The following is a 24,415-nucleotide window of genomic DNA, read 5'->3' as shown; positions in this document are numbered from 1 at the left end:
TTCATTCCTTCAACCCTTGATTTCACTGCTGCTTTAGCATATTACCACTGCATTTGGGTGTTATTTACATCTAATCGGGGAAGGCTTAAAATGCTATCGGAGAGCATTGGAGAAACGGAGGATATATGATGGATGTTCGGAATCAAACACTACGGGTTTTGCGGGATTATGTATACATACTGATAGGGGCAGCGATTACAGCCGTATCCTTTAATGTATTTTTGCTTCCAAATAAGATTGCCGCCGGCGGTGTCAGCGGAATTAGTACAATTTTACAGTCATATGGTTATGAAGCTGCATATGTACAGTGGATTATTAATATTCCTTTATTTATTGCCGGTGTCATTTTGCTTGGCGGAAAATTTGGCCTTAAGACGCTTGCGGGTTCTGTGTTTTTGCCGCTTGTTGTATTTTTGACAAGGGATATTCAGCCCGCTACTCATCATGAGCTTCTGGCGGCGATTTTTGGCGGTGTCGGCATCGGTGTCGGCATTGGCATTGTGTACTTAGGGAAAGGATCGACGGGAGGAACGGCCTTGGCTGCACAGATCATTCATAAGTACTCCGGTCTGTCGTTGGGGACGTGTCTCGCCCTCATTGACGGATTGATTGTCGTTTCGGCTATGGTTGTATTTAATATTGAGCAAGGCTTATATGCCATGCTTGGGGTCTTTGTCTCCAGCAAAACCATTGATGTCGTTCAAGTCGGCTTCAATCGTTCAAAAATGGCGCTCATTATTACAAAGCAGGAGCAGGCTGTTAAGGAAGCCGTTTTACAGAAGATTGACAGAGGCGTTACGAAAATCTCTGCGGTCGGCGGATATACGGACGATGAACGTCCGATTTTAATGTGTGTGGTTGGGCAAGCTGAATTCACCAAATTGAAACAAATCGTCAAACAGATTGATGAGTCTGCGTTTGTGATCGTGGCAGACGCGAGCGAGGTGCTGGGCGAGGGTTTCAAACGCGCTTAAACGAGGTTATAATATGGAAGAGATCGTAAAGGAGTTGTGCTTCTCAACATGAAATCAAAGTTATCGATACTAATGCTTGTATTTGCGCTTTCTGTTCTGTTGGCTGCCTGCGGTTCAAATGATGCAAAAGAAGAGAAGACAGACACCGGCAGCAAGACCGAAGCCTCTGCATCCGAAGGGGAAGAGTTATATCAGCAAAGCTGCGTAGGCTGCCACGGCAAGGATTTAGAAGGTGTATCAGGTCCTAATCTCCAGGAGGTCGGAGGCAAATACGACGAGGACAAAATTGAAAGCATTATTAAAAACGGCCGCGGCAATATGCCAAAGGGGCTTGTAGAAGATAAAGAAGCCGCCGTTATTGCCAAATGGCTGTCAGAAAAAAAGTAAGATGAGAAAATCCTTGCCGCAATGCAGGCAAGGATTTTTTATGCCATGACAATATGAATGAAAAGAAACTGTAATAGTATTATGTCTAAATTTGACGTATAATGAAGTGTATTGAAAAAAGAAACTTTCAGATTTTTCATCTTTTTACAAATGAGTGGGTCATAAATTGTCGAATGCATTCGAAGAGTATGACCGTGTGATACATAAAATGATATAAAAGATTAGGTGATTTCATGATAGAGATGAAAGAAGTATACAAGGCCTATCCGAACGGCGTAAAAGCGCTCAATGGGATTTCTGTTACCATTCATCCCGGCGAGTTTGTTTATGTTGTCGGTCCGAGCGGGGCGGGTAAATCTACTTTTATTAAAATGATTTACAGAGAAGAAAAACCAACAAAAGGACAAATTTTAATCAATCATAAAGATCTCGCTACAATTAAAGAAAAAGAGATTCCTTTCGTGCGTCGCAAAATAGGCGTTGTCTTCCAGGATTTCAAGCTTCTGCCGAAGCTTACTGTTTTTGAAAATGTGGCATTTGCCCTTGAGGTGATTGGAGAACAGCCGTCTGTCATTAAGAAACGGGTGCTTGAAGTGCTTGATCTCGTACAGCTGAAGCATAAAGCAAGACAATTTCCTGACCAGCTTTCGGGCGGGGAGCAGCAGCGTGTATCTATTGCCAGATCCATTGTGAACAACCCCGATGTTGTCATTGCTGATGAACCTACAGGAAACCTTGATCCGGATACATCCTGGGAAGTCATGAAGACGCTGGAGGAAATTAATAACCGCGGGACAACAGTCGTGATGGCGACACATAATAAAGAAATCGTAAACACCATGAAGAAACGTGTCATTGCAATCGAAGATGGTATCATTGTGCGTGATGAGTCAAGAGGGGAGTATGGTTCATATGATTAAAATTCTCGGGCGCCACTTGCGTGAGAGTTTTAAATCTCTCGGGAGAAACACATGGATGACATTTGCATCCATTAGTGCTGTAACCGTTACGCTGATTTTAGTCGGCGTGTTTTTAGTGATTATGCTGAATTTGAATAACATGGCCACGAATGCTGAAAAACAAGTCGAAATCAAAGTGTTGATCGATCTGACTGCAGATCAGAAGGCACAGGACAAGCTTCAGAACGATATTAAGGAACTGAAGGGGATTCAGAGTGTCACTTTTTCATCTAAAGAAAAAGAGCTAGACCAGCTGGTTGACAGTTTTGGTGACAGCGGTAAATCCCTGACGATGCAGGATCAGGAGAATCCGCTTAATGATGCGTTTGTCGTCAAAACGACAGATCCGCATGATACGCCGAATGTGGCGAAAAAGATCGAAAAAATGGATCATGTATATAAAGTCACTTACGGAAAAGAAGAGGTCAGCCGTTTGTTTAAAGTGGTCGGCGTTTCCCGCAACATTGGAATCGCGTTAATTATCGGCCTGGTATTTACGGCGATGTTCTTAATTTCCAACACCATTAAAATTACAATTTTCGCAAGAAGAAAAGAAATTGAAATCATGAAGCTTGTAGGCGCGACGAACTGGTTTATCCGCTGGCCGTTTTTCCTAGAAGGATTGCTGCTTGGCGTATTCGGTTCCGTGATTCCGATCGCACTGGTGCTGAGCACTTATCAATACGTCATCGGATGGGTCGTTCCGAAGGTTCAGGGATCATTTGTCTCTCTTCTTCCTTATAATCCATTTGTATTCCAAGTTTCATTAGTGCTGATTGCAATCGGCGCAGTGATTGGAGTATGGGGAAGCCTGACTTCCATCCGCAAGTTTCTGCGAGTATAACGAGAAAAAAGCCGTTCCGCTACCGGACGGCTTTTCTTTTGCCTTCTTTTTCTTCTATGATTACATGAAATCTCCATCCTTTACATATACTATCTCTAGGTTTTGATAAAGACAGTCTGGCATACAGGAGGAGTAAAGGATGAATCAAAAAATAATGGCTGTGATCGCAGCGGGGAGCATGCTGTTCGGGGGCGCCGGCGTATATGCGGGAATGAACCTGCTTGAGGTGGATAAGCCCCAGACCGCAGCTGTTGCCGCGACGGCACAGGCTGATTCTGAACGGGATAAGGCGATGGATAAAATCGAAAAAGCGTACGAGTTAATTTCGAATGAGTACGTTGAAAAAGTTGATAGAGAAAAGCTGCTCGAGGGAGCCATCCAAGGAATGCTGTCTACGCTGAATGATCCTTATTCTGTCTACATGGACAAGCAGACGGCTAAGCAATTTTCTGATTCTCTTGATTCCTCATTTGAAGGTATTGGGGCTGAGGTTGGAATGGAGGACGGCAAAATTATCATTGTGTCTCCATTTAAGAAATCACCAGCAGAAAAAGCCGGGCTCAAGCCTAATGATGAAATTATCAGCATTAATGGAGAATCGATGGCCGGCAAGGATTTAAACCACGCTGTACTAAAAATAAGAGGAAAGAAAGGGTCCAGCGTTTCAATGAAGATTCAGCGGCCCGGTACGAAGAAGCAGCTGTCATTCCGGATCAAAAGAGCTGAGATTCCGCTCGAAACGGTTTTTGCTTCAGAGAAAAAAGTACAGGGGCACACTGTCGGATATATCGCCATCTCAACTTTTTCTGAGCATACCGCAGAGGACTTTACAAAGGCGCTGGGCAATCTTGAGAAAAAAGGAATTGAAGGCCTGGTCATTGATGTCCGCGGCAATCCGGGCGGGTATCTTCAAAGTGTGGAAGAAATTCTTAAGCAATTCATCACAAAGGATCAGCCGTACATTCAAATTGCTGAACGTAACGGTGATAAAAAACGGTATTTCTCAACATTGGCCCAGAAAAAAGCGTATCCTGTCAATGTCATCACAGATAAAGGGAGTGCTTCCGCCTCAGAGATCCTTGCCGGGGCATTAAAAGAAGCAGGGCATTATGATGTTGTAGGTGATACGTCCTTTGGTAAGGGAACTGTTCAGCAGGCGGTTCCGATGGGAGATGGAAGCAACATTAAATTAACGCTTTACAAGTGGCTGACGCCAAATGGGAATTGGATTCATAAAAAAGGAATTCAGCCGACCATTGCGATTAAACAGCCTGATTATTTTTCCGCCGGGCCTTTGCAGCTGAAGGAACCGCTTAAAGTGGATATGAACAATGAAGACGTCAAGCATGCACAGGTATTATTAAAAGGCCTCAGTTTTGATCCGGGACGTGAAGATGGCTATTTCAGCAAGGACATGAAAAAAGCGGTCATGGCCTTTCAGGATCAGAACAAACTGGATAAAACGGGCGTAATCGACACACGCACCGCAGAGACATTAAATCAGCTGATCGAAAAGAAAAAATCTGATGAAAAAAATGACTTGCAGCTTCAAACAGCACTGAAATCATTAGTTATCAATTAAAGGAGATGGAATTCCATCTCCTGTTTCTTTGTGCTTAAAGAGGTAATGGATCATAAGTCACATAAAAAATGAGTTTTTGACAAGAATTTAAAAAAATTTTCACAAATAAACATTTATAAAGGACTGTGATTACCCGATATCAATATATGAGAGAGACTTTCTAACGAGTTAATATGCATTTAAAATGAAACTTTTGCAAGTTGCCTAGTCTTTGTTTACTTCATACAATATAAGAAGGTTCTAAAAAGAACAGTAAACAGGTTTATGGCAGCTGAACGACAGGTATTTAACAGGGTAACGATAACGAGAATGCTTGTTAGCACTCCAGTACTGCTGCTTATACTGGCCCGTGCTTATCTGTATAATGAAAATGGGGGTTCACAATTGAAGAGGGCAAGTATTGTGCGTGAAAAAAAATATTATGAATTAGTGGAACAATTAAAAGACAGAACACAAGACGTAACATTTTCAGCTACAAAAGCACTAAGTCTTCTTATGCTATTCAGCAGATATTTGGTCAATTATACCAATGTCGAATCAGTAAATGATATCAATGAAGAATGTGCCAAACATTATTTTAATTACTTAATGAAAAACCATAAACGATTAGGCATCAATCTGACAGATATCAAAAGGTCGATGCACCTGATCAGCGGGTTGTTGGATGTGGACGTAAACCATTATTTAAAGGATTTTTCACTATCGAATGTCACGCTGTGGATGACGCAAGAAGGATAAACACTCCTGAGGATATCCAAGCCATTTAATATTTGATAGAATATGAGTAACATGTTTGGCTTGAGGCGGTGAAAGATAGTGTCTGTTCAATGGGGATTTGAACTGTTAAAAAGTGCGGGCCTCTTCTTCTTACACCCGCTTTTCTGGTTTTTTATCATCATAAGTCTGGCTTTCGGCTATGTAAGAATCAAACGGGAACGAAAAACCTTTCATACAAGAATTGCAGATATTTATGATGAACTGAAATTTACTTATACAAAGGGACTGATCCCAGGTATCCTTCTGTCGGTTGTTTTAGGGGTACTTGGAATTTCAGTTCCTCTCGGTTTACTTGCGATTATTGCCGTTATCACTGCAGCGGCAGCGCTCACTCTTCGCGCAAACTGGATGTCTGCTGCATATATCGTCAGCGTGAGTATGCTGATCGGTTTTGGACTGCAAATGAATCAGGCGGAACCTTTTCTAGAGAGATTTCCGCAAGGATTTGCAGTTGTTTGGCCGGCTATGGCTGTGTTTTTAGGCTTGCTGGTTATCATCGAGGGAGCGGTTGCTTATCGCTCTGCACATGTGAGAACGTCACCGGCACTTGTCGTGAGCAGCCGCGGTTTGCCGATCGGCCAGCAGCTGGCAAACCGGATATGGCTTTTGCCGCTGTTCCTGCTCGTACCCGGCAACGGATTAGAATCGCACCTCAGCTGGTGGCCTGTGTTTACTGTTCCCGGCGGATCATTCCACTTTCTATGGATTCCTTACTTTGTCGGATTCAGACAAAGGGTGCAGGGATCTCTGCCTGAAACGAGCATAAGGATCACAGCGAAACGGGTTTGTATTCTCGGTCTTGTTGTCACAGCTCTCGGTGCAGCAAGCATACTGTGGACGCCGCTTGCGGGTGCAGCCGTCTGTGCAGCTGTATTAGGGCGTATTTTTCTGTCCATTAAGCAAAGGGTGAATGATAACGCGGCTCCGTTTTATTTCTCGAAACGTGATCAGGGCTTAATGGTGCTTGGGATTATACCAAATACGCCAGCTGAGGATTTGGAATTGAAAATCGGGGAAATCATTACGAAAGTCAATGGCATACCCGTTAAGAACGTATCTGATTTTTATGAAGCGCTCCAGCATAACCGTGCATATGTGAAGCTTGAGATAATCGGTTTGAATGGAGAAATTCGTTTTGATCAGCGTGCTTCTTATGAGGGAGAACATCATGAATTGGGCATCCTTTTCGTAAAGGATGACCGTGAGGACGAAGCCGCCGCTTTGTCCGGATCATAAGAGACAGCCCGGCACCGCAAGGAGAAGCGGTGCCGGGCTGTTTTGTGTTACGCTGAGTTTTTTTCCACCTGTTCCGTTTTATCAGATTTGATCCCTAATGAAACAAAAACGCCAATGATGGAGACGGCAAAGAGAATCATAAATAACGTGTGATATCCGGAAATCAGGCCGATTAAGGCAGATGAAATGATGCTTCCGAAATAACGGAAGGTCGAGAAAATGCCGGACGCCACTCCTGACATGCTTGAGTCTACTGTAGCAAGGGACGACACCTGCATGCTGGTCAGTCCGACTCCGGATGCGAGCCCTCCGAGGATGAGAGAAATCATCAGGAATAAGACCGAGTGAGAGCTGCTTAAGAACAAAAATAATAGATTCGCTCCAGCCATCATGGCAAATGAAAGAAAAATGATTTTTTTTGCCCCCCATTTGTGATGGAGCTGGGCGCCGACCCAGTTGCTGGCTGACATAAAGATCGAAAACACAGAAAGCGCCATGCCGCTGTTCGACGTATTCAGCCCAAATTGGCTCGTCATGAATAACGGCATGATCAATAAGACGGCATACATTATCAGATTGCTTAGCAAAACTGATAGATTGGCATTTGTAAAGGTTGAGCTTTTAAACAGTGTAAAATCGATAATTGGGTGCTGTGTGCGTTTTTCTCTTCTGAAAAAAAGCGGGACAAAAAGAAGTATCAATACACTGTATACTGCATAACCCCACGAAGCCTCATTTTTGGTCAGCAGGATAATTGAAACAATGCTGCCTGCGAGCAAGAGAGAGCCGATAATATCAAGCGGCGCGTCAGATTTGTTTTCTTTATACTGAGGAAACATCGTGAATGCTGTAAATAAAGCAATGGCGAGAAACGGGATATTCACCCAAAAAATTGAATGCCAGCTGAAGCTGTCAATCAGCATAGAGCCGATGAAAGGCCCTAGTGCTGCTCCAAGTCCTGCGCCAAGCCCAAAAAATCCAAATACCTTCGGAAGGCGTTTTTCAGAAACTACGTGGCGGATAATGGCAATGCTGTTTGGCGTAAGCAGTGCGCCGCCTACAGCCTGCAATGCCCGAAACACAATCAATAGCAGCAGGCTAGGTGAGAGTGCGCAGCCTAAGGACGCGATAAGAAAAAGGCCGACGCCCCATAAATACATGGTTTTATTGCCGTACATGTCCCCGAGTTTTCCCGCGATCGGCTGTGTGACTGCCATCACGATTAAATAAACGGTAACCACCCAGGTGATGCTTGCGATGGACTCGTTATACGTATGGGATATAGATGAGAGCGCAACCGCGATCATCGTTGAGTTAATGGGAACCAGGATGGCACCCAATAATAGCGAGACGATCAGCGCCCATTCTTTTCTTGAGCTCATGGGGATCCTCCTTTTTGTTATGCCAAGGAGATCATCAAGAAATTCCTTTGACAAATAGAGCTGTGCTATGCTCCAGCATTTTTTCCTGGGGCATGGAAATCACCCGGTCTCCCAAATGGAGACGGTGAATAAAATAACCGAAAATGATCGACATGAACACATCGGCATGCTCCGCTTCATGTCCTGTCTGAATAATCCCTTTTTCGCCCATCGTTTTGAGATAATCAACCAATAGCTGTTTCATAGATTGAGGATATTCAGTGACATGGTCGATAACATCCTGAAACATGGCGGGTTCACGAAAGCTGATTTTAATGATATCTTTTCTATGTTCGAGCTCCTCCAAGAGACAGGTTCCGATATGAAGCAGGTCTTTGTACAAATCCCCTTCTGTTTGTTCCAAAATGCTGCCTCTGTTTGAAGAATGCTGAGAAAGCAAAGCCTCAACTAGTCCTTGTTTGTTTTTAAAGTTCCTGAAAATCGTCGCTTCACTTACATTTGCTTTTTCTGCAATTTCTTTTGTAGTCGTTGCGCGATATCCTTTTTTGACGAGCAGCTGCATGGCAGCGTCAAGGATTCTCTTGTTTGTCGGTCTCAATACGTTTCACCTCACGAGTATACTGGCAGGACAAGTATACACCCGCCCCGCTTGTATAAGAAAGAGGGGTACGCATCAGGACCGGCTGACAACTGTGATTTTGCCGCTGCTTCCGTCAACAGTGATGATGTCTCCGTCTCGTAGTCTTTCGGTTGCCGTGCGTGTGCCGAGAACGGCTGGAATGCCGTATTCACGGGCAATAATCGCAGCGTGAGACAAAATGCCGCCTGTGTCTGTAATAATCGCTTTGGCGTCTTGAAACAGGCTGGTCCATAGCGGTGTGGTCATCTTGCAAACGAGTACGTCCCCAGGCGCGAATTGAGAAAATTCATTGGCGTCCCGAATGATTTTCACCGGACCTGTCGCAATGCCGCTTGATGCCGCAATGCCAAAAATATGATTCTCTGTGTTTTTTTCATCCTCTATCACAGCGCCGACGATTTCTTCAGCTGCTTTGAGCTGTTCTTTTGTCGGGGTGCCGAGATAGGCCGGGGCTTGAGCCAGCTCATACTCATGAAAAATCTGTCTGCGTTTTTCAGCCTTTTCTTGCAGGGGTACAGGGTGAAGAAGCGCTTGTTCCACTTCGTCATCATATAAGAACCAAAGGTCCTCACGATCATGAATGACACCGTTTTCCGCCAGCAATTCACCTATCTTCAGCAGAAAGATTCTCGCCTTGGCATCCAGCATGGCGTCAATATAAAAGTGGTGATCATCTTTTATATTTGCAGAGCTCAGCGTCCATTGATAAAGGCGGTCAAATTCAGTGCGTAAACCGGGATCTTCTATGTTTTCCAAGAATTCATTGTATAATTTCTCTCGTTTTTCTTTCGTTTTCTGAAATTCATTGTCAAAATGATAGCCATTACGGACATAATTTTGAATATTGGCCAGAGCGAAATACGGATTTTCCACCCAGATTTGTTCAATCAGATCATGACTTTTAACAGATCTCCATCCGTATTCTTGCAAGAATTCATGGACGTTCTTCAGGAAGTGTTTTCCCTCATCTGTTTGTTCCAATTTCTCCTGGAGCTGTTCAGGCTTGTTGTTTTCAAAAATGGCCAGAAGGTTCGGGTTCTCCTGAACTTCCATAGAAAATAGCCATAAGCAACGGTCCGTTTCCAGTGATTTGTTCATTTTTCCTGTCAGCATCTCGTAAAAATGAGCGTTTTCGGACTCTCCTTGAATGTCCTGATACATCGCTTGCAGTTTGTTTGTTAAAAGGATTTGCGGGAAAACGATATTGAAGTGCTCTTCATAAGCCGTGAGATAAAAGGCCTTTAGTTTTTGAAAAGCATCCAGTGCGCTTTCTGCGGTATGCTCAGTTTGTGCGAGCTGGTCCAGTGTCCGGTAAAAAGGGAGGTATGTGTGATTGATGATGTCATACATATGCTCCGATAAAATCGGGAAAAGCTCTTTGCCACAGTCTTCAGAAGGAGGCTGCTGTCCGCCTTGGTTTTTGGAATAAATATGTCCGCGATAAAGTTTTACTTCATCAACAACTACACCAATCGGAAACTTTTGCATGCTCTTCTTCAAACCATATTCCAATGCCGGCACGATGAAGGATGAAAATAACGGACTCACCGGACCTTCAATATTAGACTCCATGTTAAGCCAGAAATCATTCATATCAGTGTCGGTAATCATGAAGCTGCGTTTTTCTTCTGCCGCCTTTTTGTCCTGATCAATGGTTGTAATCGGACGAGCCTGCAGAAGGTATATTTGATGATCAGCAATTCCAAATTCTATATCGACAGGATATCCGTACAGGTCTTCGGTTTTTTTTGTGATTTCAGCCAATTCAATCACTTGTTCATCTGTAAGGCAAAAACGGCTGCGCATGTCTTCACTCGTTTCTTTTTCAGCAATCCCTTCAGCCGCAGACTCTATATAGATTTCTTTGACACCTATCTCTTTCTGAATCTCAAACGAGGATTTGTTGACAATGTACGTGTCTGGCGTGACACTGCCTGACACGATAGCTTCTCCTAAACCGTAGCTGGCGCTGATTAATAGCTCTCTATCATCATGGGTAACAGGATTGCGGCTGAAAATAACGCCTGATACCTCTGAATCGATCAGGCCCTGAACGACAACCCCCATTAACGGCTCTGCGATTTGATTGTTCATTTTTTTCTTATAGCTGCTGACTCGGCCTGAGAAAAATGAGGCCCAGCATTCTTTCACTTTAGCTAGAAACTCTTCCTCTGTTTTGATATTTAAGTAGGTTTCATATTGACCAGCGAATGAAGCCCCCTCTAAGTCTTCTGAGGCGGATGAAGAACGCACGGCAACGGAGCGGTATGATTCTCTCAGCTTGTAAAAGGAACTTGTCAGCTCATGTTTCAGTTCATCTGAAAATGCTCCGGCGAGGATCGCGCTCTCGATGCTTTCGCTTGTATCAAGAAGCTGATTATCCTCCATAAAACGGGCGAGCGCATTTGTCTGAATAATAAATCCGTCCGGAACAGGAAGACCGTGTTTGGTCAGTTTAATCAAATTCATGCCTTTTGCTCCAGCAAGCTCGCTGGACTCTTCTGCCTGGCGAAATATAACAGAATACATATTTGAAACCCCTCTTTCCTTCATTTTGTTTTTCTCTCTAGTTTTTAATTCGGAGCCCGTGTTCAAAAAAAATGATAGTGAACACTATCACTCCATTGTAGGTTTTCAGGAAAATGCTGTCAAACTCAGAAAGTCCTAAATAAAATGAATAGTTAAGTTAGTTAGATTATCATGAAAAATGGTGCGGGACTGGTGCTGTATGCCTATTTTCTATTATTCTCGGAGACTGACAGCGGTCATGCATTCATAAAAAAGTGCCGCTGATAAGAACAGCGGCACTGTGTGTTATTTGTATTTTATTTACTTTATGATACTGATTGCTTTCTCGGGAGTCACATACGAACTTGAACTTCATATTTGTCCACTCCATTTTCATGGAGTACTGGCCAGCCCTCACAACCATAATGTAATTTTTATTGTTTATATTCTATTTTATTCATTATCATGGTTTGATCTGTCGATGTTTCTGTGGGCTGGGACCAAAGTGCAGAGATGATGATTGATTTAGGCTGAAAAAGGGTATGGTGTAGAAAGAGGGAACGATTGCACGATTGTCCGATTCTTCATTTTTTACTATAATCAGATCAGATGAAGAATCCTTGAGGAGGGTTTTTGTTGATTACAAAAGCCGTTTTTGCATTGTTTTTCCCTTTTATGCTTGTTGTCCTTTTTACAAGAGTCACCTTTAATCATTATGTAGCGATCGCTCTAACAGCTGCATTGCTGTTTGCCTCTTATTTAAAAGGCTATACAGAAACGTATTTTATTGTAGGATTGGATGTTGTGTCTCTTGTGGCTGGCGGATTGTACATGGCCAAAAAAGCTGCTGAGAAAAAAGAAGAATAAATCGGACATAATGAATATAACGACTGAATTCCTGCTTTTACGTTTTAAAAGCAGGTTTTTTATACACGAAAACAGCTGGAAATAAAAAACCACCGAACTTTAGTTCGTATTTTTAGTGATTTTGCATCCTATTGTGTTACTATATCTATAGGAAGATTTCGTAAAGAAACGGAGGCTTATTTTGTGAAAGATCGCTTTGAGTTAGTCTCGAAATACCAGCCCCAGGGAGATCAGCCGAAAGCCATTGAAAAACTTGTAAAAGGAATTCAGGAGGGCAAGAAGCATCAGACTCTGCTGGGTGCGACAGGAACGGGCAAAACATTTACGGTGTCCAATTTGATTAAAGAAGTCAATAAGCCGACTCTCGTGATAGCCCATAACAAAACCCTCGCCGGACAGCTTTACAGTGAGTTCAAAGAATTTTTTCCGAACAACGCTGTTGAGTATTTTGTCAGCTACTATGATTACTATCAGCCGGAGGCGTATGTGCCTCAAACGGATACATTTATAGAGAAAGACGCAAGTATTAATGATGAAATTGATAAACTGAGACACTCTGCTACTTCGGCTTTATTTGAGCGGAGAGATGTCATTATTATTGCGAGTGTGTCTTGTATATACGGACTCGGTTCGCCTGAAGAATACCGGGAAATGGTCGTGTCGCTGCGGCCAGAAATGGAAATTGAGCGCAACGAATTGCTCAGAAAACTTGTAGACATCCAGTATGCCCGCAACGATATCGACTTTCAGCGCGGTACGTTTCGTGTGCGCGGAGATGTAGTGGAAATCTTCCCTGCATCCCGTGATGAACATTGTGTCAGAGTTGAATTTTTCGGTGACGAAATCGAACGAATCCGGGAAGTGGATGCCCTGACAGGTGAAATTCTCGGCGACCGCGACCATGTTGCGATTTTCCCGGCGTCCCACTTCGTAACGCGGGCGGAGAAAATGGAGAAAGCCATTCAAAATATCGAGAAGGAACTGGAGGAGCAGCTGAAGGTCATGCATGAAAACGGCAAGCTGCTTGAGGCACAGCGTTTAGAGCAGCGCACAAGATATGATCTTGAAATGATGCGGGAAATGGGCTTCTGCTCCGGCATTGAGAACTATTCAAGACATTTGACGCTTCGGCCTCCGGGTTCAACGCCATATACGCTTCTTGATTATTTCCCAGACGATTTTATGATCGTGGTGGATGAGTCGCATGTGACGATTCCTCAGGTGCGCGGCATGTTTAACGGAGACCAGGCGCGGAAACAGGTGCTCGTGGATCACGGCTTCCGGCTTCCATCAGCGCTTGATAACCGTCCGCTCCGGTTTGAGGAATTTGAAAAGCATATGCACAATATCGTGTATGTATCAGCAACACCGGGTCCGTATGAAATTGAGCATACGGATGAAATGGTCGAGCAGATCATCCGTCCGACAGGGCTTCTTGACCCGCTTATTGATGTGCGTCCGATTGAAGGCCAGATTGACGACTTGATCGGCGAGATTCAAGCAAGAATCGAACGGGATGAACGGGTGCTCGTGACAACCCTGACGAAAAAAATGTCAGAGGACCTGACTGATTATTTGAAGGAAATCGGCATTAAAGTAAACTATCTGCATTCAGAGATTAAGACGCTTGAACGGATTGAAATCATCCGTGACCTGCGCCTCGGCAAGTATGATGTGCTTGTCGGCATCAACCTGCTGAGAGAAGGCCTCGATATTCCCGAAGTCTCTCTCGTTGCGATTTTGGACGCAGATAAGGAAGGCTTCCTTCGTTCGGAGCGGTCGCTTATCCAGACCATCGGACGTGCAGCGCGGAACGCGGAAGGCCGTGTCATTATGTATGCTGATAAAATCACGAAGTCTATGGAAATTGCCATTAATGAAACTAAACGCCGCCGCGAGCAGCAGGAGCGGTTTAATGAAGAGCACGGCATTACGCCGAAAACAATAAATAAAGAAATTCGCGATGTCATTCGTGCAACGGTAGCGGCTGAGGATAAAGCGGAATACAAAACAAAAGCCGCGCCGAAGCTGTCGAAAATGACGAAGAAAGAACGCCAGAAAGTCGTTGAACAGATGGAGCACGAAATGAAAGAAGCCGCCAAGGCGCTTGACTTTGAAAGAGCCGCGGAGCTTCGCGATTTACTTTTAGAGCTAAAAGCGGAAGGATGATGAACAATGGCTATGGATCGGATAGAGGTGAAGGGAGCCAGGGCGCATAACCTGAAAAATATCGATGTGACAATTCCAAGAGATCAGCTTGTCGTTGTTACAGGATTGTCTGGATCAGGGAAATCCTCCCTTGCCTTTGACACCATATATGCAGAAGGCCAGAGACGGTATGTCGAGTCGCTGTCTGCCTATGCCCGCCAGTTTTTAGGGCAAATGGATAAGCCGGATGTTGATGCAATTGAGGGGCTGTCTCCCGCTATCAGCATCGATCAGAAAACCACGAGCCGGAATCCGAGGTCTACTGTCGGCACGGTAACTGAAATTTATGATTATCTGCGTCTTTTGTATGCGAGAGTAGGGAAGCCTCATTGTCCGGAGCACGGGATTGAAATTACATCGCAAACCATCGAGCAAATGGTTGACAGAATTCTTGAATACCCGGAACGGACAAAGCTTCAGGTGCTGGCCCCGATTGTATCGGGCCGAAAAGGCGCTCATGTCAAAGTGCTTGACCAGATCAGAAAACAAGGCTATGTCAGAGTCAGAATTGACGGCGAAATGGCAGAGCTTTCTGATGATATTGAATTAGAAAAGAATAAAAAGCATTCGATTGAGGTTGTCATTGACCGGATTGTGGTGAAAGAAGGCGTGGCAGCCCGTCTGTCAGATTCACTTGAAACGGCGCTTCGTTTAGGTGAAGGGCGGGTCATGATTGATGTCATCGGTGAGGAAGAGCTGATGTTTAGTGAGCATCATGCCTGCCCGCACTGCGGATTTTCAATCGGTGAGCTTGAGCCGCGGCTGTTTTCGTTCAACAGCCCATTCGGAGCGTGTCCGACGTGTGATGGTCTCGGAATGAAGCTTGAAGTGGATGCGGATCTCGTCATCCCCAATCAAGATTTATCATTAAAGGAGAATGCCGTCGCTCCTTGGACACCGATCAGTTCACAGTATTATCCGCAGCTACTTGAGGCGGTCTGCACCCATTACGGTATTGATATGGATGTGCCGGTAAAAGACCTGCCGAAGGACCAGCTGGATAAAGTGCTGTACGGCAGCGGAGATCATCTGATTTATTTCCGTTATGAAAATGACTTTGGGCAAATACGTGAGGGCGAAATTCAATTTGAAGGCGTATTGCACAATATCGAAAGACGGTATAAGGAGACTAGCTCTGATTTCATCCGTGAGCAGATGGAGCAGTATATGTCTCAGAAGTCTTGCCCCACTTGTAAAGGCTACCGGTTAAAGAGAGAGGCGCTTGCCGTATTGATTGACGGACGCCATATCGGGAAAATTACCGAGCTATCTGTCGGTGACGCACTGGCTTTCTTTAAAGGCCTTACTCTTTCCGAGAAAGATATGAAGATTGCTGATTTGATTCTGCGCGAAATTGTGGAGCGCTTAAGCTTTCTGGACAAAGTCGGCCTTGATTACCTGACATTGAGCAGGGCTGCGGGAACACTGTCCGGGGGAGAGGCGCAGCGCATCAGGCTGGCAACGCAAATCGGTTCACGTTTATCCGGTGTCCTTTATATTTTAGACGAGCCGTCTATCGGCCTGCACCAGCGTGATAACGACCGTTTGATCAGCGCTTTGAAGAATATGAGAGACCTTGGAAACACGCTGATTGTTGTCGAACACGATGAGGACACGATGATGGCAGCCGATTATTTAATTGATATTGGACCGGGCGCCGGCATTCACGGCGGACAGGTGACGTCTGCAGGTACGCCGGAAGAAGTGATGGAAGATCCAAACTCATTGACGGGCAGCTATTTATCTGGGAAAAAGTTTATCCCATTGCCTCCTGAAAGAAGAAAGCCGGACGGCCGTTACATTGAGATTAAAGGCGCTGCAGAAAATAACCTGAAAAAAGCGAATGCCAAGTTCCCGCTTGGAACGTTCACAGCGGTTACAGGGGTTTCCGGCTCAGGAAAGAGTACCCTCGTTAATGAAATTTTGCACAAGGCGCTGGCGCAAAAGCTTCATAAAGCCAAAGCGAAGCCCGGCAGCCACAAAGAGATTAAAGGCTTGGACCATTTAGACAAAGTCATTGACATTGACCAGGCGCCAATCGGAAGAACGCCGAGATCCAATCCTGCGACATACACCGGTGTGTTTGATGACATTCGTGATGTATTCGCACAGACCAATGAAGCGAAGGTGCGCGGCTATAAAAAAGGCCGTTTCAGCTTTAACGTGAAGGGCGGGCGATGTGAAGCCTGCCGCGGAGACGGGATTATTAAAATTGAAATGCACTTCCTTCCTGATGTATACGTTCCGTGCGAGGTATGCCATGGTAAACGATATAACCGAGAAACGCTTGAAGTGACGTACAAAGGAAAAAGTATTTCTGATGTGCTTGATATGACGGTGGAAGATGCTCTTTCTTTCTTTGAAAATATCCCGAAAATCAAGCGTAAGCTCCAAACTCTCTATGATGTCGGTTTAGGTTATATTACGCTCGGCCAGCCGGCGACGACCTTGTCGGGCGGAGAAGCGCAGCGTGTGAAGCTCGCATCGGAGCTTCACAAACGGTCAACAGGGCGCACGCTCTACATTTTAGATGAGCCGACGACAGGTTTGCACGTCGACGATATCGCCAGACTTCTTGTCGTGCTTCAGCGTTTGGTGGACAACGGAGATACGGTTTTAGTCATCGAGCACAATCTCGATATCATTAAGACAGCGGATTATATTGTGGATCTGGGGCCAGAAGGCGGAGCCGGAGGCGGAACCATTGTCGCGTCGGGCACGCCTGAGGAAATTACTGAAGTGGAAGAATCGTATACAGGCCGCTATTTGAAGCCTGTTATGGAGCGTGACAAAAAACGCATGAAATTGATCTTGGAAGCGAAAGAAACGGCTACATCTTAAAACCCTCTATTTAGTAGAGGGTTTTGTCTTTTCTTTGCAGTATATCTTACAAAGTCTTCTTATACAGCTGCTTGCTGACACTCATTAAATCTTGAACAATATGCGTATTGCTGCTATCGAGCAGCACTTTTATATATTGAATATCGTGAGAGATCGGAAAAGGTCCGTGAATCTGTTCAAGCTCGGCGATCATTTCACGATTCATTCTTTTTTGTTCATGAATTAGTTGTAACACCGATTCTTGTGTTACTGTATAGTCACTGGGATCTTTCTCCATTGCTTGTCCAGCCTCCTTGTTGCCGTAAGCTTTTTACATATTGTAATCGGTACAGCGGAAAGATTCTACTTCTAAAACTTTTTAAAATCCAATTTCCGTAAATCGGAGCATGTCTAAAGAATGAATTTGAAACCCTGAAGAGGTTTTAAACGTATGAATAAGTAAAACGTCCCTGATCTTTTGTCATGGTCATTTCACAATAGGAGTGTGGAACGAATTGAATCGTAATCAAGCTATTATTGCATCACTTTGTTATTTCAGTGTGTTCATTGCGCCAATCATTGTGCCGGTTGTCGCTTATTTTGTTGTGACTGAGAAAGAAACCAAACGCCATGCGCTTCGTTCTCTTATTTCTCACATTGTTCCGTTTGTCGGCTGGCTGGTCCTTTTTATTGCTTTTCTTGGCGGAGCCGTTGCGATTAATGGAGACAGCCTGCTGCCTGTATTTGTGATTATTGGTGGAGCGGTTATTTATTTCTTGGTTGTCATTGGCATTATCATTTGGAATGTGATTCAGGGCATTAAGGTGCTGCGTGCAGCATAAGTAGACAATGGGGAGGAGATCGCAATGAAGCAAGAAAAGGAACGGATCCTTAAGCTTGTGGAGGAAGGAAAGCTTACAGCACAAGAGGCTTTGACATTGATTGAAAAGCTTGACAGCGACTACAAGGAAAAGGAAGACAAAATCACAGCGCTCTCAGTTCATGTGCATGACGAGGAAGAGCCATTTACAGCAGCAAAAAAAGATAGCGGCAAGCCGTCTTTAGGAGCCAAGCTGTTTGATTGGATTGATTCTGCCGTGAAAAAGGTCAAGGAAGTCGATCTCGATTTGAACTTTGGCCATGCGTATGATGTTCAGCACATTTTTCAATTTAAAGATACTGACTTTTCCAGTGTTGAGCTTCAAATCGCCAACGGCAGCGTGAATATCGTCCCTTGGGAGGACGAGGATATCAGAGTGGAATGCCAGGCGAAGGTATATCGCGCTGACAGCCAGGACGCAGCGAGACATGCGTTTCTTCAGCATATTGAATGTGAAATTAAAGGAAATAAATTTTTTATCCGTACTGAGAAGAAAACGATGAAAACCAATGTGACGCTGTACATTCCTCAGAAGGAGTATGATAAGATTCGGGTGAAGCTGTTTAACGGTCCGGCCAGAGGGGAACATTTACATGTAAAAGAGTTCTCAGCGAAAACGACAAACGGCGTGCTGTCGTTTTCACATTTAACAGCCGAAAAAGCCATAGCGGAAACGGCCAACGGGCAAATTAAGCTTGCCAGCCACAACTGCGGCACGATAGAAGCGGAAACCATTAACGGATTGATCGATCTCCGCGGGAGAAGCGAATCGATTGATGTTCAAAGCTTTAACGGGAATATTGCGATAAACGTAACAGAATCGGACTGCCGCTCCATTTACTCGAAAACGACGACTGGAAATGTGGAGCTTTCGATTCCAGACGATCTTGCCGTGAAGGCGGAGCTGAAAAGCAATCTTGGTTCGCTGTCCCATGAATTAATGGATGTTGAGATGCTGAAAGAAAAAAATGATACCATTCAAAAAGAAATGATGTTCACTTCAAATCAGGCACACGATCAAAACATCACCGTCTTCTCAGAATCACTAACAGGCGCCATCAAACTAAAGTACTCACAGAGGTGATCGAATGAATCAGCTTTATCGTTCAGAAAAAAACAAGAAAATTGCCGGTGTCATTGGCGGTCTCGCAGAATATTTCAATTGGGATGCATCACTCCTCAGAGTCATAACGGTCATCTTAGCTATTATGACAAGTGTTTTCCCTGTTTTGCTCATTTATATCATTTGGATTTATATCGTCCCGTCAGAAAGGGATATGAAATGACATGGTAAAATGGGCAGTCAGCATTTTGGTAAATGCATTGTTATTAATCGTCATTGATGGATATATTGATTCTATCCATATCAGCAGCATCGGGGCAGCAATTATCGCCAGCCTCATTTTATCGATCTTAAACGTGCTGATTAAACCGCTTTTGATTATCTTTACACTGCCAGTCACGATGGTGACGCTTGGTCTCTTTTTGTTTGTGATTAACGCGATCACGCTTATGATGACTGCTTCCATTATGGGTGACAGTTTTCAAATTGACGGCTTCGGCACAGCGATATGGGCATCCGTTATCCTATCGGTGTTCCATTTGCTGATTCAAAAAGGCATTTTAGATCCGCTGCGAAAGAAATAAGCTGCCATACAGATGGCAGCTTTTTTACATGTGGTGCTTTTTTTGTTTCGTGCGCTTCTGCGGCGAAAACATTGAAGGAAGAAGGCAAAAGCTCAATGCGGCAAATCCAACGCCTAGGAGGCTAAAGGACATGGCAGACGGCATCATTGTGAGCAAGTAGGCAGATACCATCGGACCTGCTGCCATGCCTGTATATCGGATAAAGTTAAACATTCCGATTGCACTCCCTCTGTTGTGCTCAAATTCATTGGTAATCATTGTAGAGTACAAGGGAGGAATAACCCCCATCGAGATGCCAAACAGTGCCAGCGTCAGAGCCATGAGAACGAGAGAAACGGAATGTGTAACAGCAAATAAAATGATGCTGCAGGCGGCAATCACATTGCTTCCGATAAACAAAGTGTGCAGCCCGATTTTTGCCTGTATTCTTTTAAACAGAAACGTACCTGCAATCGTGCTCAGCGCCAGCGGCAAATATAACAGTCCTGCTATACCCACATCTATATGGTAATGCTCTGTCAGCAATATTGGGAGGTAGACAATTACTGCAAAATAAATGAAAAAGAGGACAAAACTTAAGGCTAAAATGACGTTTCCTGTGCGATTTGTAAATATAGATTTATAATGAGTCAACACATTGCCCTTGGCTTGCTGCTTACATTCAGCGGGAGAATCCTTAGGAAAGTATATGCTGTTTGTTACCAGTATAACGACAGAGATGGCCGTAAGCATCCAAAAGATCCCTTCGTATCCGGCTGCTCCGCCGATGAATCCCCCGAGAACAGGGGCGATAGCAGGCGCGGCGGAAAGGAGCATCTGATATGTTCCCATCGCACTCCCTCGCTCACTGCCTGTAAAAAGCTGTCCGATCGTTGTGGCGGCAATAAGAGGCAGTGCTGCGGACCCGGCTGCCTGAATCATTCTGAATATCAGAAATAAAGTAAAGTCAGTGGTCACTGCACAGCCGATGCTGGCTGCTGCTGTTGCCAGAATACCGGCAATCAAGACAAAACGCGCGCCTTTAAAATCTATGATGGTCCCTAATATAATTTGCATAATGGCAGTCACGATCATAAAGACGGAGACTGACAGATTCACCATAGCTGCGGAAACATGGAACGATTCTTTAATAACCGGGATAATAGGTGAATAAATGTTTTGGCTTAAAGATGCAAAAAATGCGCTGAAGCAAACAATATATAAGATCCATACCGCCTTTGATTTTGTTTGAGCCATAAAGTGTACACCGCCTTTTTGTTTACTGTACAGGTTTGTCCGGAGTCGCATCGGTTTGTTCCGCTTCGAGTTTCAATGTCAGCTGCTCTAAAAATTTCAATACAGCACGCTGTTCATCTAAAGAAAATGAATCAAGGAATTGGTAAAAAGCCAGCTCCTTTTTTTTATGCAGTTTCTCATGAAGCTCAAAAATCTGTCTTCCTTTACGTGTTAATTTGAAATACACTTCTTTTTTGTTATCTGACAGCTGATAGCTGTTAATGAATTCTTCCTTTATCAGTTTTGTGCTGATTTTCGTTACATTCGCTTTCGATAAGTTCATTTTTTTGGCAATCCCCGCATTGTTAATGGGCTCATGCTGGCCGATGCAGTCAATGACGTGAATGCTTGTCATATTTTTGGGAATTTCAGCTACATCCTCTTCTGCGGCCTCCTTAAAAAATTGCTGAAGTGAAGTGTTCGCTTTTTGTTCATTAAGGTGCAGCAGTCTCACGTATATGTTGTATATCATCTGTTTTGTCAAATCATACATAGGCTACCTTCTTTCTTAGGAATAATAGTTTACGATGAAACAATAATCGTTTACTGGTGAACAATTTTATTTTATCTTTTCTTGTTTTCGTTGTCAATTGTTGGTGTTTAGACTATTTGTTGATATGTCATGCTGAATATGCGTGTAAAAAGTGTGTGAAAAATGTGATGTTTACATTTATTTTCAAATATTTGGGTACAGATCATATTGACGTTTGGAAGGAAAAGGGATAAAATGACTAATGTTTACTAGTAAACATTTATCATGATATGGGTATTGAAAATGATTATTAAAACTTAAAAAACATTTGGAAACTTTAAGTGCTGCCTGCCATTCGTCTTGTTCAGTTGTTCTAGCTATTCCATCTTGTATTTGAGGGTGATGACTTAAAGCGGGATAAGTTTTAGGGGTGAATGAGATGACCGGAATGGTAACGGAAAGAAGGTCTGTGCATTTTATTGCTGAGCCATTAACAGAAAACTGCAGAGAAATATTTGAACGGCGCAGGCATGTGTTGGTGGGGATCAGCCCATTTAACAGCAGGTTTTCAGAGGATTATATTTACAGATTAATTGGATGGGCGAAAGCTGAATTTAAAAGCGTTTCTGTTTTACTTGCGGGGCATGAGGCGGCTAATCTTCTAGAAGCGCTTGGAACTCCGAGAGGAAAGGCTGAACGAAAAGTAAGGAAAGAGGTATCACGAAACAGGAGATTTGCAGAAAGAGCTCTTGTGGCTCATGGCGGGGATCCGAAGGCGATTCATACATTTTCTGATTTTATGGATAACAAAGCCTACCAGCTGTTGAGACAAGAAGTTGAACATGCTTTTTTTGAGCAGCCTCATTTTCGACATGCTTGTTTGGACATGTCTCGTGAAGCGATAATCGGGCGTGCACGGGGCGTCAGTTTGATGATGGAAGAAGTCAGTGAGGATATGCTGAATTTGGCTGTGGAATATGTCATAGCTGAGCTGCCGTTTTTTATCGGAGCTCCGGATATTTTAGAGGTGGAAGAGACGCTCCTTGCTTATCATCGTCCGTGGAAGCTGGGTGAGAAGATCAGTAACCATGAATTTTCTATTTGTATGCGGCCGAATCAAGGGTATCTCATTGTACAGGAAATGGCGCAGATGCTTTCTGAGAAACGGATCACATGTGAAGGATGATAGGGGGAGTAAAACATGAGCCAATCGATTAAATTGTTTAGTGTGCTTTCTGATCAATTTCAAAACAATCCATATGCTTATTTTTCACAACTGCGGGAGGAAGATCCGGTTCATTATGAAGAGTCGATAGACAGTTATTTTATCAGCCGCTATCATGATGTCCGCTATATCCTTCAGCATCCGGATATCTTCACGACGAAATCACTTGTTGAGCGTGCCGAACCAGTCATGCGAGGCCCTGTGCTGGCCCAAATGCATGGAAAAGAACACTCTGCCAAAAGAAGAATTGTAGTGAGAAGCTTCATCGGTGACGCACTGGATCATCTGTCTCCATTGATTAAACAAAATGCAGAAAACTTGTTAGCGCCTTATCTTGAAAGAGGGAAAATTGATCTCGTCAATGATTTTGGAAAGACGTTTGCGGTGTGCGTCACGATGGACATGCTCGGGCTGGATAAAAGAGACCATGAAAAAATCGCTGAGTGGCACAGCGGAGTTGCCGATTTTATCACGAGTATCTCTCAATCTCCTGAAGCGCGGGCACATTCGTTATGGTGCAGCGAACAGCTTTCCCAATACTTGATGCCGGTCATTGAAGAACGTCGCGTCAATCCGGGATCAGATTTAATTTCCATCCTATGTACTTCTGATTATGAAGGCATGGCGATGTCGGACAAGGATATACTCGCACTGATTCTTAATGTGCTGTTAGCCGCAACGGAACCGGCTGATAAGACGCTGGCACTGATGATCTACCATTTGCTCAACAATCCTGAGCAGATGAATGATGTTTTGGCTGACCGTTCTTTAGTTCCAAGAGCCATTGCGGAGACATTGCGTTATAAACCGCCGGTTCAGCTGATTCCGCGGCAGCTGTCCCAAGATACAGTGGTCGGCGGTATGGAAATCAAAAAAGATACGATTGTTTTTTGTATGATCGGTGCGGCTAACCGGGATCCTGAAGCATTTGAACAGCCTGACGTGTTTAATATTCATCGGGAGGATCTTGGCATCAAGAGCGCTTTTAGCGGCGCCGCCCGGCATCTCGCTTTCGGATCCGGCATTCATAACTGTGTAGGAGCAGCTTTTGCCAAAACCGAAATCGAAATTGTAGCTAATATTGTGCTGGATAAGATGCGGAATATCAGATTAGAGGAAGACTTTTGTTATGCTGAGTCCGGTCTGTATACACGCGGACCCGTCTCACTTCATATTGTATTTGACAGGGCTTAATAATATGGAAAGGTCTCTCCCGTGCGGGTGAGGCTTTTTTACATATGCTTGATCCACAAGTTAATAAACGCAGTCACTGTTTTCAACTCATCAATTGAAAATTCATTGAAGAGCTGTTTGTATCGCTCCTTTGCTTTTTGATGAAGCCGTTCATGTAACCCCGCCAGTTCTTTGCCGCTTTCAGTTAACGTATAAAAAATTTCTTTTTTGTTGCCCGGCTTTTTTGTCACTGTAATGATGTTATGTTTCAACAAAGCTTGAATTGCTTTTGAAACAGCTGCTTTTGAGATATGTAAGCGGGCTGCTAAGAAGCTGTTATTCACATTTTTGCTGGTATGTATACAGGAAACAATGTGAAGCTGGGTCAATGTCCAGTCTTTTTTGAGGTGGTCGAGATGTTTTGAGGACGGAATCTGCACCTTTTGCCAGACGCGTTTATCTCTTTTTAATGCGAATTGTTGTATAGCTTGAAATAATTCATCATGAATGCTGTTGTCCATCAATCTGCCTCTCTGATTTAATTGTTAACCGGTTAACT

23 protein-coding genes are annotated in these 24,415 nt (G+C 44.0%); 16 read left to right on the top strand and 7 right to left on the bottom strand.

Annotated elements, in window-relative coordinates; translation table 11 throughout:
* Positions 1-128 precede the first annotated feature (128 nt).
* The 7 genes from MOC09_RS12445 (at position 129) to minJ (ending at position 6,759) form a co-directional block, all read left to right on the top strand.
* Positions 129-974, top strand: a complete 846-nt coding sequence (locus MOC09_RS12445; RefSeq protein ID WP_268370675.1) for a YitT family protein — start codon at positions 129-131, stop codon at positions 972-974.
* A 48-nt stretch (positions 975-1,022) separates the two neighbouring features.
* Positions 1,023-1,361, top strand: coding sequence for a cytochrome c551 (cccB, locus tag MOC09_RS12440; RefSeq protein WP_268360485.1), 339 nt, complete (start codon positions 1,023-1,025; stop codon positions 1,359-1,361).
* A 233-nt stretch (positions 1,362-1,594) separates the two neighbouring features.
* Entirely contained in the window at positions 1,595-2,281 is a 687-nt protein-coding gene (gene ftsE / locus MOC09_RS12435) for a cell division ATP-binding protein FtsE (RefSeq protein WP_003228039.1), read from the top strand.
* A complete protein-coding gene (ftsX, locus tag MOC09_RS12430; RefSeq protein ID WP_268360484.1) occupies positions 2,274-3,164 on the top strand; it encodes a permease-like cell division protein FtsX in 891 nt (296 codons plus the stop codon). Before ftsE ends, ftsX begins: the two co-directional genes overlap by 8 nt.
* 139 nt (positions 3,165-3,303) lie before the next feature.
* Complete coding sequence (gene ctpB, locus MOC09_RS12425; RefSeq protein ID WP_268360483.1) at positions 3,304-4,746, top strand: carboxy-terminal processing protease CtpB; 1,443 nt, start codon at positions 3,304-3,306, stop codon at positions 4,744-4,746.
* Positions 4,747-5,130: 384 nt separating this feature from the next.
* Positions 5,131-5,484 (top strand): swarming motility protein SwrAA, encoded by a 354-nt coding sequence (gene swrA / locus MOC09_RS12420; protein WP_103747342.1) that lies wholly within the window; start codon positions 5,131-5,133, stop codon positions 5,482-5,484.
* A 78-nt stretch (positions 5,485-5,562) separates the two neighbouring features.
* Positions 5,563-6,759 carry a cell division topological determinant MinJ gene (gene minJ / locus MOC09_RS12415; protein WP_268370674.1) on the top strand — a complete coding sequence of 399 codons (1,197 nt, stop codon included), beginning with the start codon at positions 5,563-5,565 and terminating at the stop codon, positions 6,757-6,759.
* 47 nt (positions 6,760-6,806) lie between these two features.
* Here the strand turns inward: minJ and MOC09_RS12410 are convergent, their stop codons facing one another.
* The 3 genes from MOC09_RS12410 to MOC09_RS12400 all read right to left on the bottom strand — a co-directional run bounded on the left by MOC09_RS12410 (position 6,807) and on the right by MOC09_RS12400 (position 11,310).
* Complete coding sequence (locus MOC09_RS12410; RefSeq protein WP_268370672.1) at positions 6,807-8,141, bottom strand: MFS transporter; 1,335 nt, start codon at positions 8,139-8,141, stop codon at positions 6,807-6,809.
* Positions 8,142-8,175: 34 nt separating this feature from the next.
* Complete coding sequence (locus MOC09_RS12405; RefSeq protein WP_268370670.1) at positions 8,176-8,739, bottom strand: TetR/AcrR family transcriptional regulator; 564 nt, start codon at positions 8,737-8,739, stop codon at positions 8,176-8,178.
* Between the two features lie 75 nt (positions 8,740-8,814).
* Positions 8,815-11,310 carry a PEP/pyruvate-binding domain-containing protein gene (locus MOC09_RS12400; RefSeq protein WP_268370669.1) on the bottom strand — a complete coding sequence of 832 codons (2,496 nt, stop codon included), beginning with the start codon at positions 11,308-11,310 and terminating at the stop codon, positions 8,815-8,817.
* Between the two features lie 615 nt (positions 11,311-11,925).
* Here MOC09_RS12400 and MOC09_RS12395 point away from each other — a divergent pair.
* From MOC09_RS12395 to uvrA, 3 genes are all read left to right on the top strand, one after another.
* Complete coding sequence (locus MOC09_RS12395) at positions 11,926-12,156, top strand: CsbA family protein (RefSeq protein ID WP_003228053.1); 231 nt, start codon at positions 11,926-11,928, stop codon at positions 12,154-12,156.
* Between the two features lie 183 nt (positions 12,157-12,339).
* Positions 12,340-14,325 (top strand): excinuclease ABC subunit UvrB, encoded by a 1,986-nt coding sequence (gene uvrB, locus MOC09_RS12390; protein WP_268360478.1) that lies wholly within the window; start codon positions 12,340-12,342, stop codon positions 14,323-14,325.
* A gap of 6 nt (positions 14,326-14,331) precedes the next feature.
* Positions 14,332-17,205 carry an excinuclease ABC subunit UvrA gene (uvrA, locus tag MOC09_RS12385; protein ID WP_268360477.1) on the top strand — a complete coding sequence of 958 codons (2,874 nt, stop codon included), beginning with the start codon at positions 14,332-14,334 and terminating at the stop codon, positions 17,203-17,205.
* 46 nt (positions 17,206-17,251) lie between these two features.
* Here the strand turns inward: uvrA and MOC09_RS12380 are convergent, their stop codons facing one another.
* The gene (locus MOC09_RS12380) at positions 17,252-17,482 is read right to left on the bottom strand and encodes a hypothetical protein (protein WP_268360476.1); all 231 of its coding nucleotides are present in this window, start codon (positions 17,480-17,482) and stop codon (positions 17,252-17,254) included.
* A gap of 217 nt (positions 17,483-17,699) precedes the next feature.
* Here MOC09_RS12380 and yvlA point away from each other — a divergent pair, with 217 nt between their 5' ends.
* The 4 genes from yvlA to MOC09_RS12360 are packed head-to-tail and all read left to right on the top strand — an operon-like array spanning position 17,700 to position 19,711.
* On the top strand, positions 17,700-18,026 hold the full coding sequence (gene yvlA, locus MOC09_RS12375) for a protein YvlA (RefSeq protein WP_268360475.1): 327 nt from the start codon (positions 17,700-17,702) through the stop codon (positions 18,024-18,026).
* A 24-nt stretch (positions 18,027-18,050) separates the two neighbouring features.
* Positions 18,051-19,148 (top strand): DUF4097 family beta strand repeat-containing protein, encoded by a 1,098-nt coding sequence (locus MOC09_RS12370; protein WP_268370667.1) that lies wholly within the window; start codon positions 18,051-18,053, stop codon positions 19,146-19,148.
* A 4-nt stretch (positions 19,149-19,152) separates the two neighbouring features.
* Positions 19,153-19,350, top strand: a complete 198-nt coding sequence (locus tag MOC09_RS12365) for a PspC domain-containing protein (protein WP_268360473.1) — start codon at positions 19,153-19,155, stop codon at positions 19,348-19,350.
* Position 19,351: 1 nt separating this feature from the next.
* Positions 19,352-19,711 (top strand): phage holin family protein, encoded by a 360-nt coding sequence (locus MOC09_RS12360; RefSeq protein WP_268360472.1) that lies wholly within the window; start codon positions 19,352-19,354, stop codon positions 19,709-19,711.
* Between the two features lie 24 nt (positions 19,712-19,735).
* Here the strand turns inward: MOC09_RS12360 and MOC09_RS12355 are convergent, their stop codons facing one another.
* Both MOC09_RS12355 and MOC09_RS12350 read right to left on the bottom strand, forming a co-directional pair.
* Positions 19,736-20,947 (bottom strand): MFS transporter, encoded by a 1,212-nt coding sequence (locus tag MOC09_RS12355; RefSeq protein ID WP_268360471.1) that lies wholly within the window; start codon positions 20,945-20,947, stop codon positions 19,736-19,738.
* A gap of 22 nt (positions 20,948-20,969) precedes the next feature.
* Positions 20,970-21,479 (bottom strand): MarR family transcriptional regulator, encoded by a 510-nt coding sequence (locus MOC09_RS12350; protein ID WP_268370665.1) that lies wholly within the window; start codon positions 21,477-21,479, stop codon positions 20,970-20,972.
* Between the two features lie 418 nt (positions 21,480-21,897).
* Here MOC09_RS12350 and pchC point away from each other — a divergent pair, with 418 nt between their 5' ends.
* On the top strand, positions 21,898-22,644 hold the full coding sequence (gene pchC, locus MOC09_RS12345) for a cyclo(L-leucyl-L-leucyl) synthase (protein ID WP_268370663.1): 747 nt from the start codon (positions 21,898-21,900) through the stop codon (positions 22,642-22,644).
* 15 nt (positions 22,645-22,659) lie between these two features.
* Positions 22,660-23,877 carry a pulcherriminic acid synthase gene (gene cypX / locus MOC09_RS12340; protein ID WP_268370661.1) on the top strand — a complete coding sequence of 406 codons (1,218 nt, stop codon included), beginning with the start codon at positions 22,660-22,662 and terminating at the stop codon, positions 23,875-23,877.
* A 38-nt stretch (positions 23,878-23,915) separates the two neighbouring features.
* On the opposite strand, the gene MOC09_RS12335 is transcribed toward cypX, so the two are convergent.
* Positions 23,916-24,377 carry a MarR family transcriptional regulator gene (locus MOC09_RS12335; RefSeq protein WP_268360467.1) on the bottom strand — a complete coding sequence of 154 codons (462 nt, stop codon included), beginning with the start codon at positions 24,375-24,377 and terminating at the stop codon, positions 23,916-23,918.
* Between the last annotated feature and the right edge of the window lie 38 nt (positions 24,378-24,415).

Origin of the sequence: Bacillus sp. N12A5 (assembly GCF_026790125.1) — a bacterium.
Lineage (GTDB): Bacteria > Bacillota > Bacilli > Bacillales > Bacillaceae > Bacillus.
The sequence above is the reverse complement of the archived record's forward strand: the minus strand, read 5'-3'. Positions and strand labels throughout refer to the sequence as shown.

Excerpts from the sequence above, each read along its gene's own strand:
- MOC09_RS12445 (WP_268370675.1), top strand. The coding sequence starts at position 129 with ATGGATGTTCGGAATCAAACACTACGGGTTTTGCGGGATTATGTATAC.
- cccB (WP_268360485.1), top strand. The coding sequence starts at position 1,023 with ATGAAATCAAAGTTATCGATACTAATGCTTGTATTTGCGCTTTCTGTT.
- ftsE (WP_003228039.1), top strand. The coding sequence starts at position 1,595 with ATGATAGAGATGAAAGAAGTATACAAGGCCTATCCGAACGGCGTAAAA.
- ftsX (WP_268360484.1), top strand. The coding sequence starts at position 2,274 with ATGATTAAAATTCTCGGGCGCCACTTGCGTGAGAGTTTTAAATCTCTC.
- ctpB (WP_268360483.1), top strand. The coding sequence starts at position 3,304 with ATGAATCAAAAAATAATGGCTGTGATCGCAGCGGGGAGCATGCTGTTC.
- MOC09_RS12410 (WP_268370672.1), bottom strand. The coding sequence starts at position 8,141 with ATGAGCTCAAGAAAAGAATGGGCGCTGATCGTCTCGCTATTATTGGGT.
- MOC09_RS12400 (WP_268370669.1), bottom strand. The coding sequence starts at position 11,310 with ATGTATTCTGTTATATTTCGCCAGGCAGAAGAGTCCAGCGAGCTTGCT.
- uvrA (WP_268360477.1), top strand. The coding sequence starts at position 14,332 with ATGGCTATGGATCGGATAGAGGTGAAGGGAGCCAGGGCGCATAACCTG.
- MOC09_RS12380 (WP_268360476.1), bottom strand. The coding sequence starts at position 17,482 with ATGGAGAAAGATCCCAGTGACTATACAGTAACACAAGAATCGGTGTTA.
- MOC09_RS12370 (WP_268370667.1), top strand. The coding sequence starts at position 18,051 with ATGAAGCAAGAAAAGGAACGGATCCTTAAGCTTGTGGAGGAAGGAAAG.
- MOC09_RS12365 (WP_268360473.1), top strand. The coding sequence starts at position 19,153 with ATGAATCAGCTTTATCGTTCAGAAAAAAACAAGAAAATTGCCGGTGTC.
- MOC09_RS12360 (WP_268360472.1), top strand. The coding sequence starts at position 19,352 with ATGGTAAAATGGGCAGTCAGCATTTTGGTAAATGCATTGTTATTAATC.
- MOC09_RS12355 (WP_268360471.1), bottom strand. The coding sequence starts at position 20,947 with ATGGCTCAAACAAAATCAAAGGCGGTATGGATCTTATATATTGTTTGC.
- MOC09_RS12350 (WP_268370665.1), bottom strand. The coding sequence starts at position 21,479 with ATGTATGATTTGACAAAACAGATGATATACAACATATACGTGAGACTG.
- pchC (WP_268370663.1), top strand. The coding sequence starts at position 21,898 with ATGACCGGAATGGTAACGGAAAGAAGGTCTGTGCATTTTATTGCTGAG.
- cypX (WP_268370661.1), top strand. The coding sequence starts at position 22,660 with ATGAGCCAATCGATTAAATTGTTTAGTGTGCTTTCTGATCAATTTCAA.
- MOC09_RS12335 (WP_268360467.1), bottom strand. The coding sequence starts at position 24,377 with ATGGACAACAGCATTCATGATGAATTATTTCAAGCTATACAACAATTC.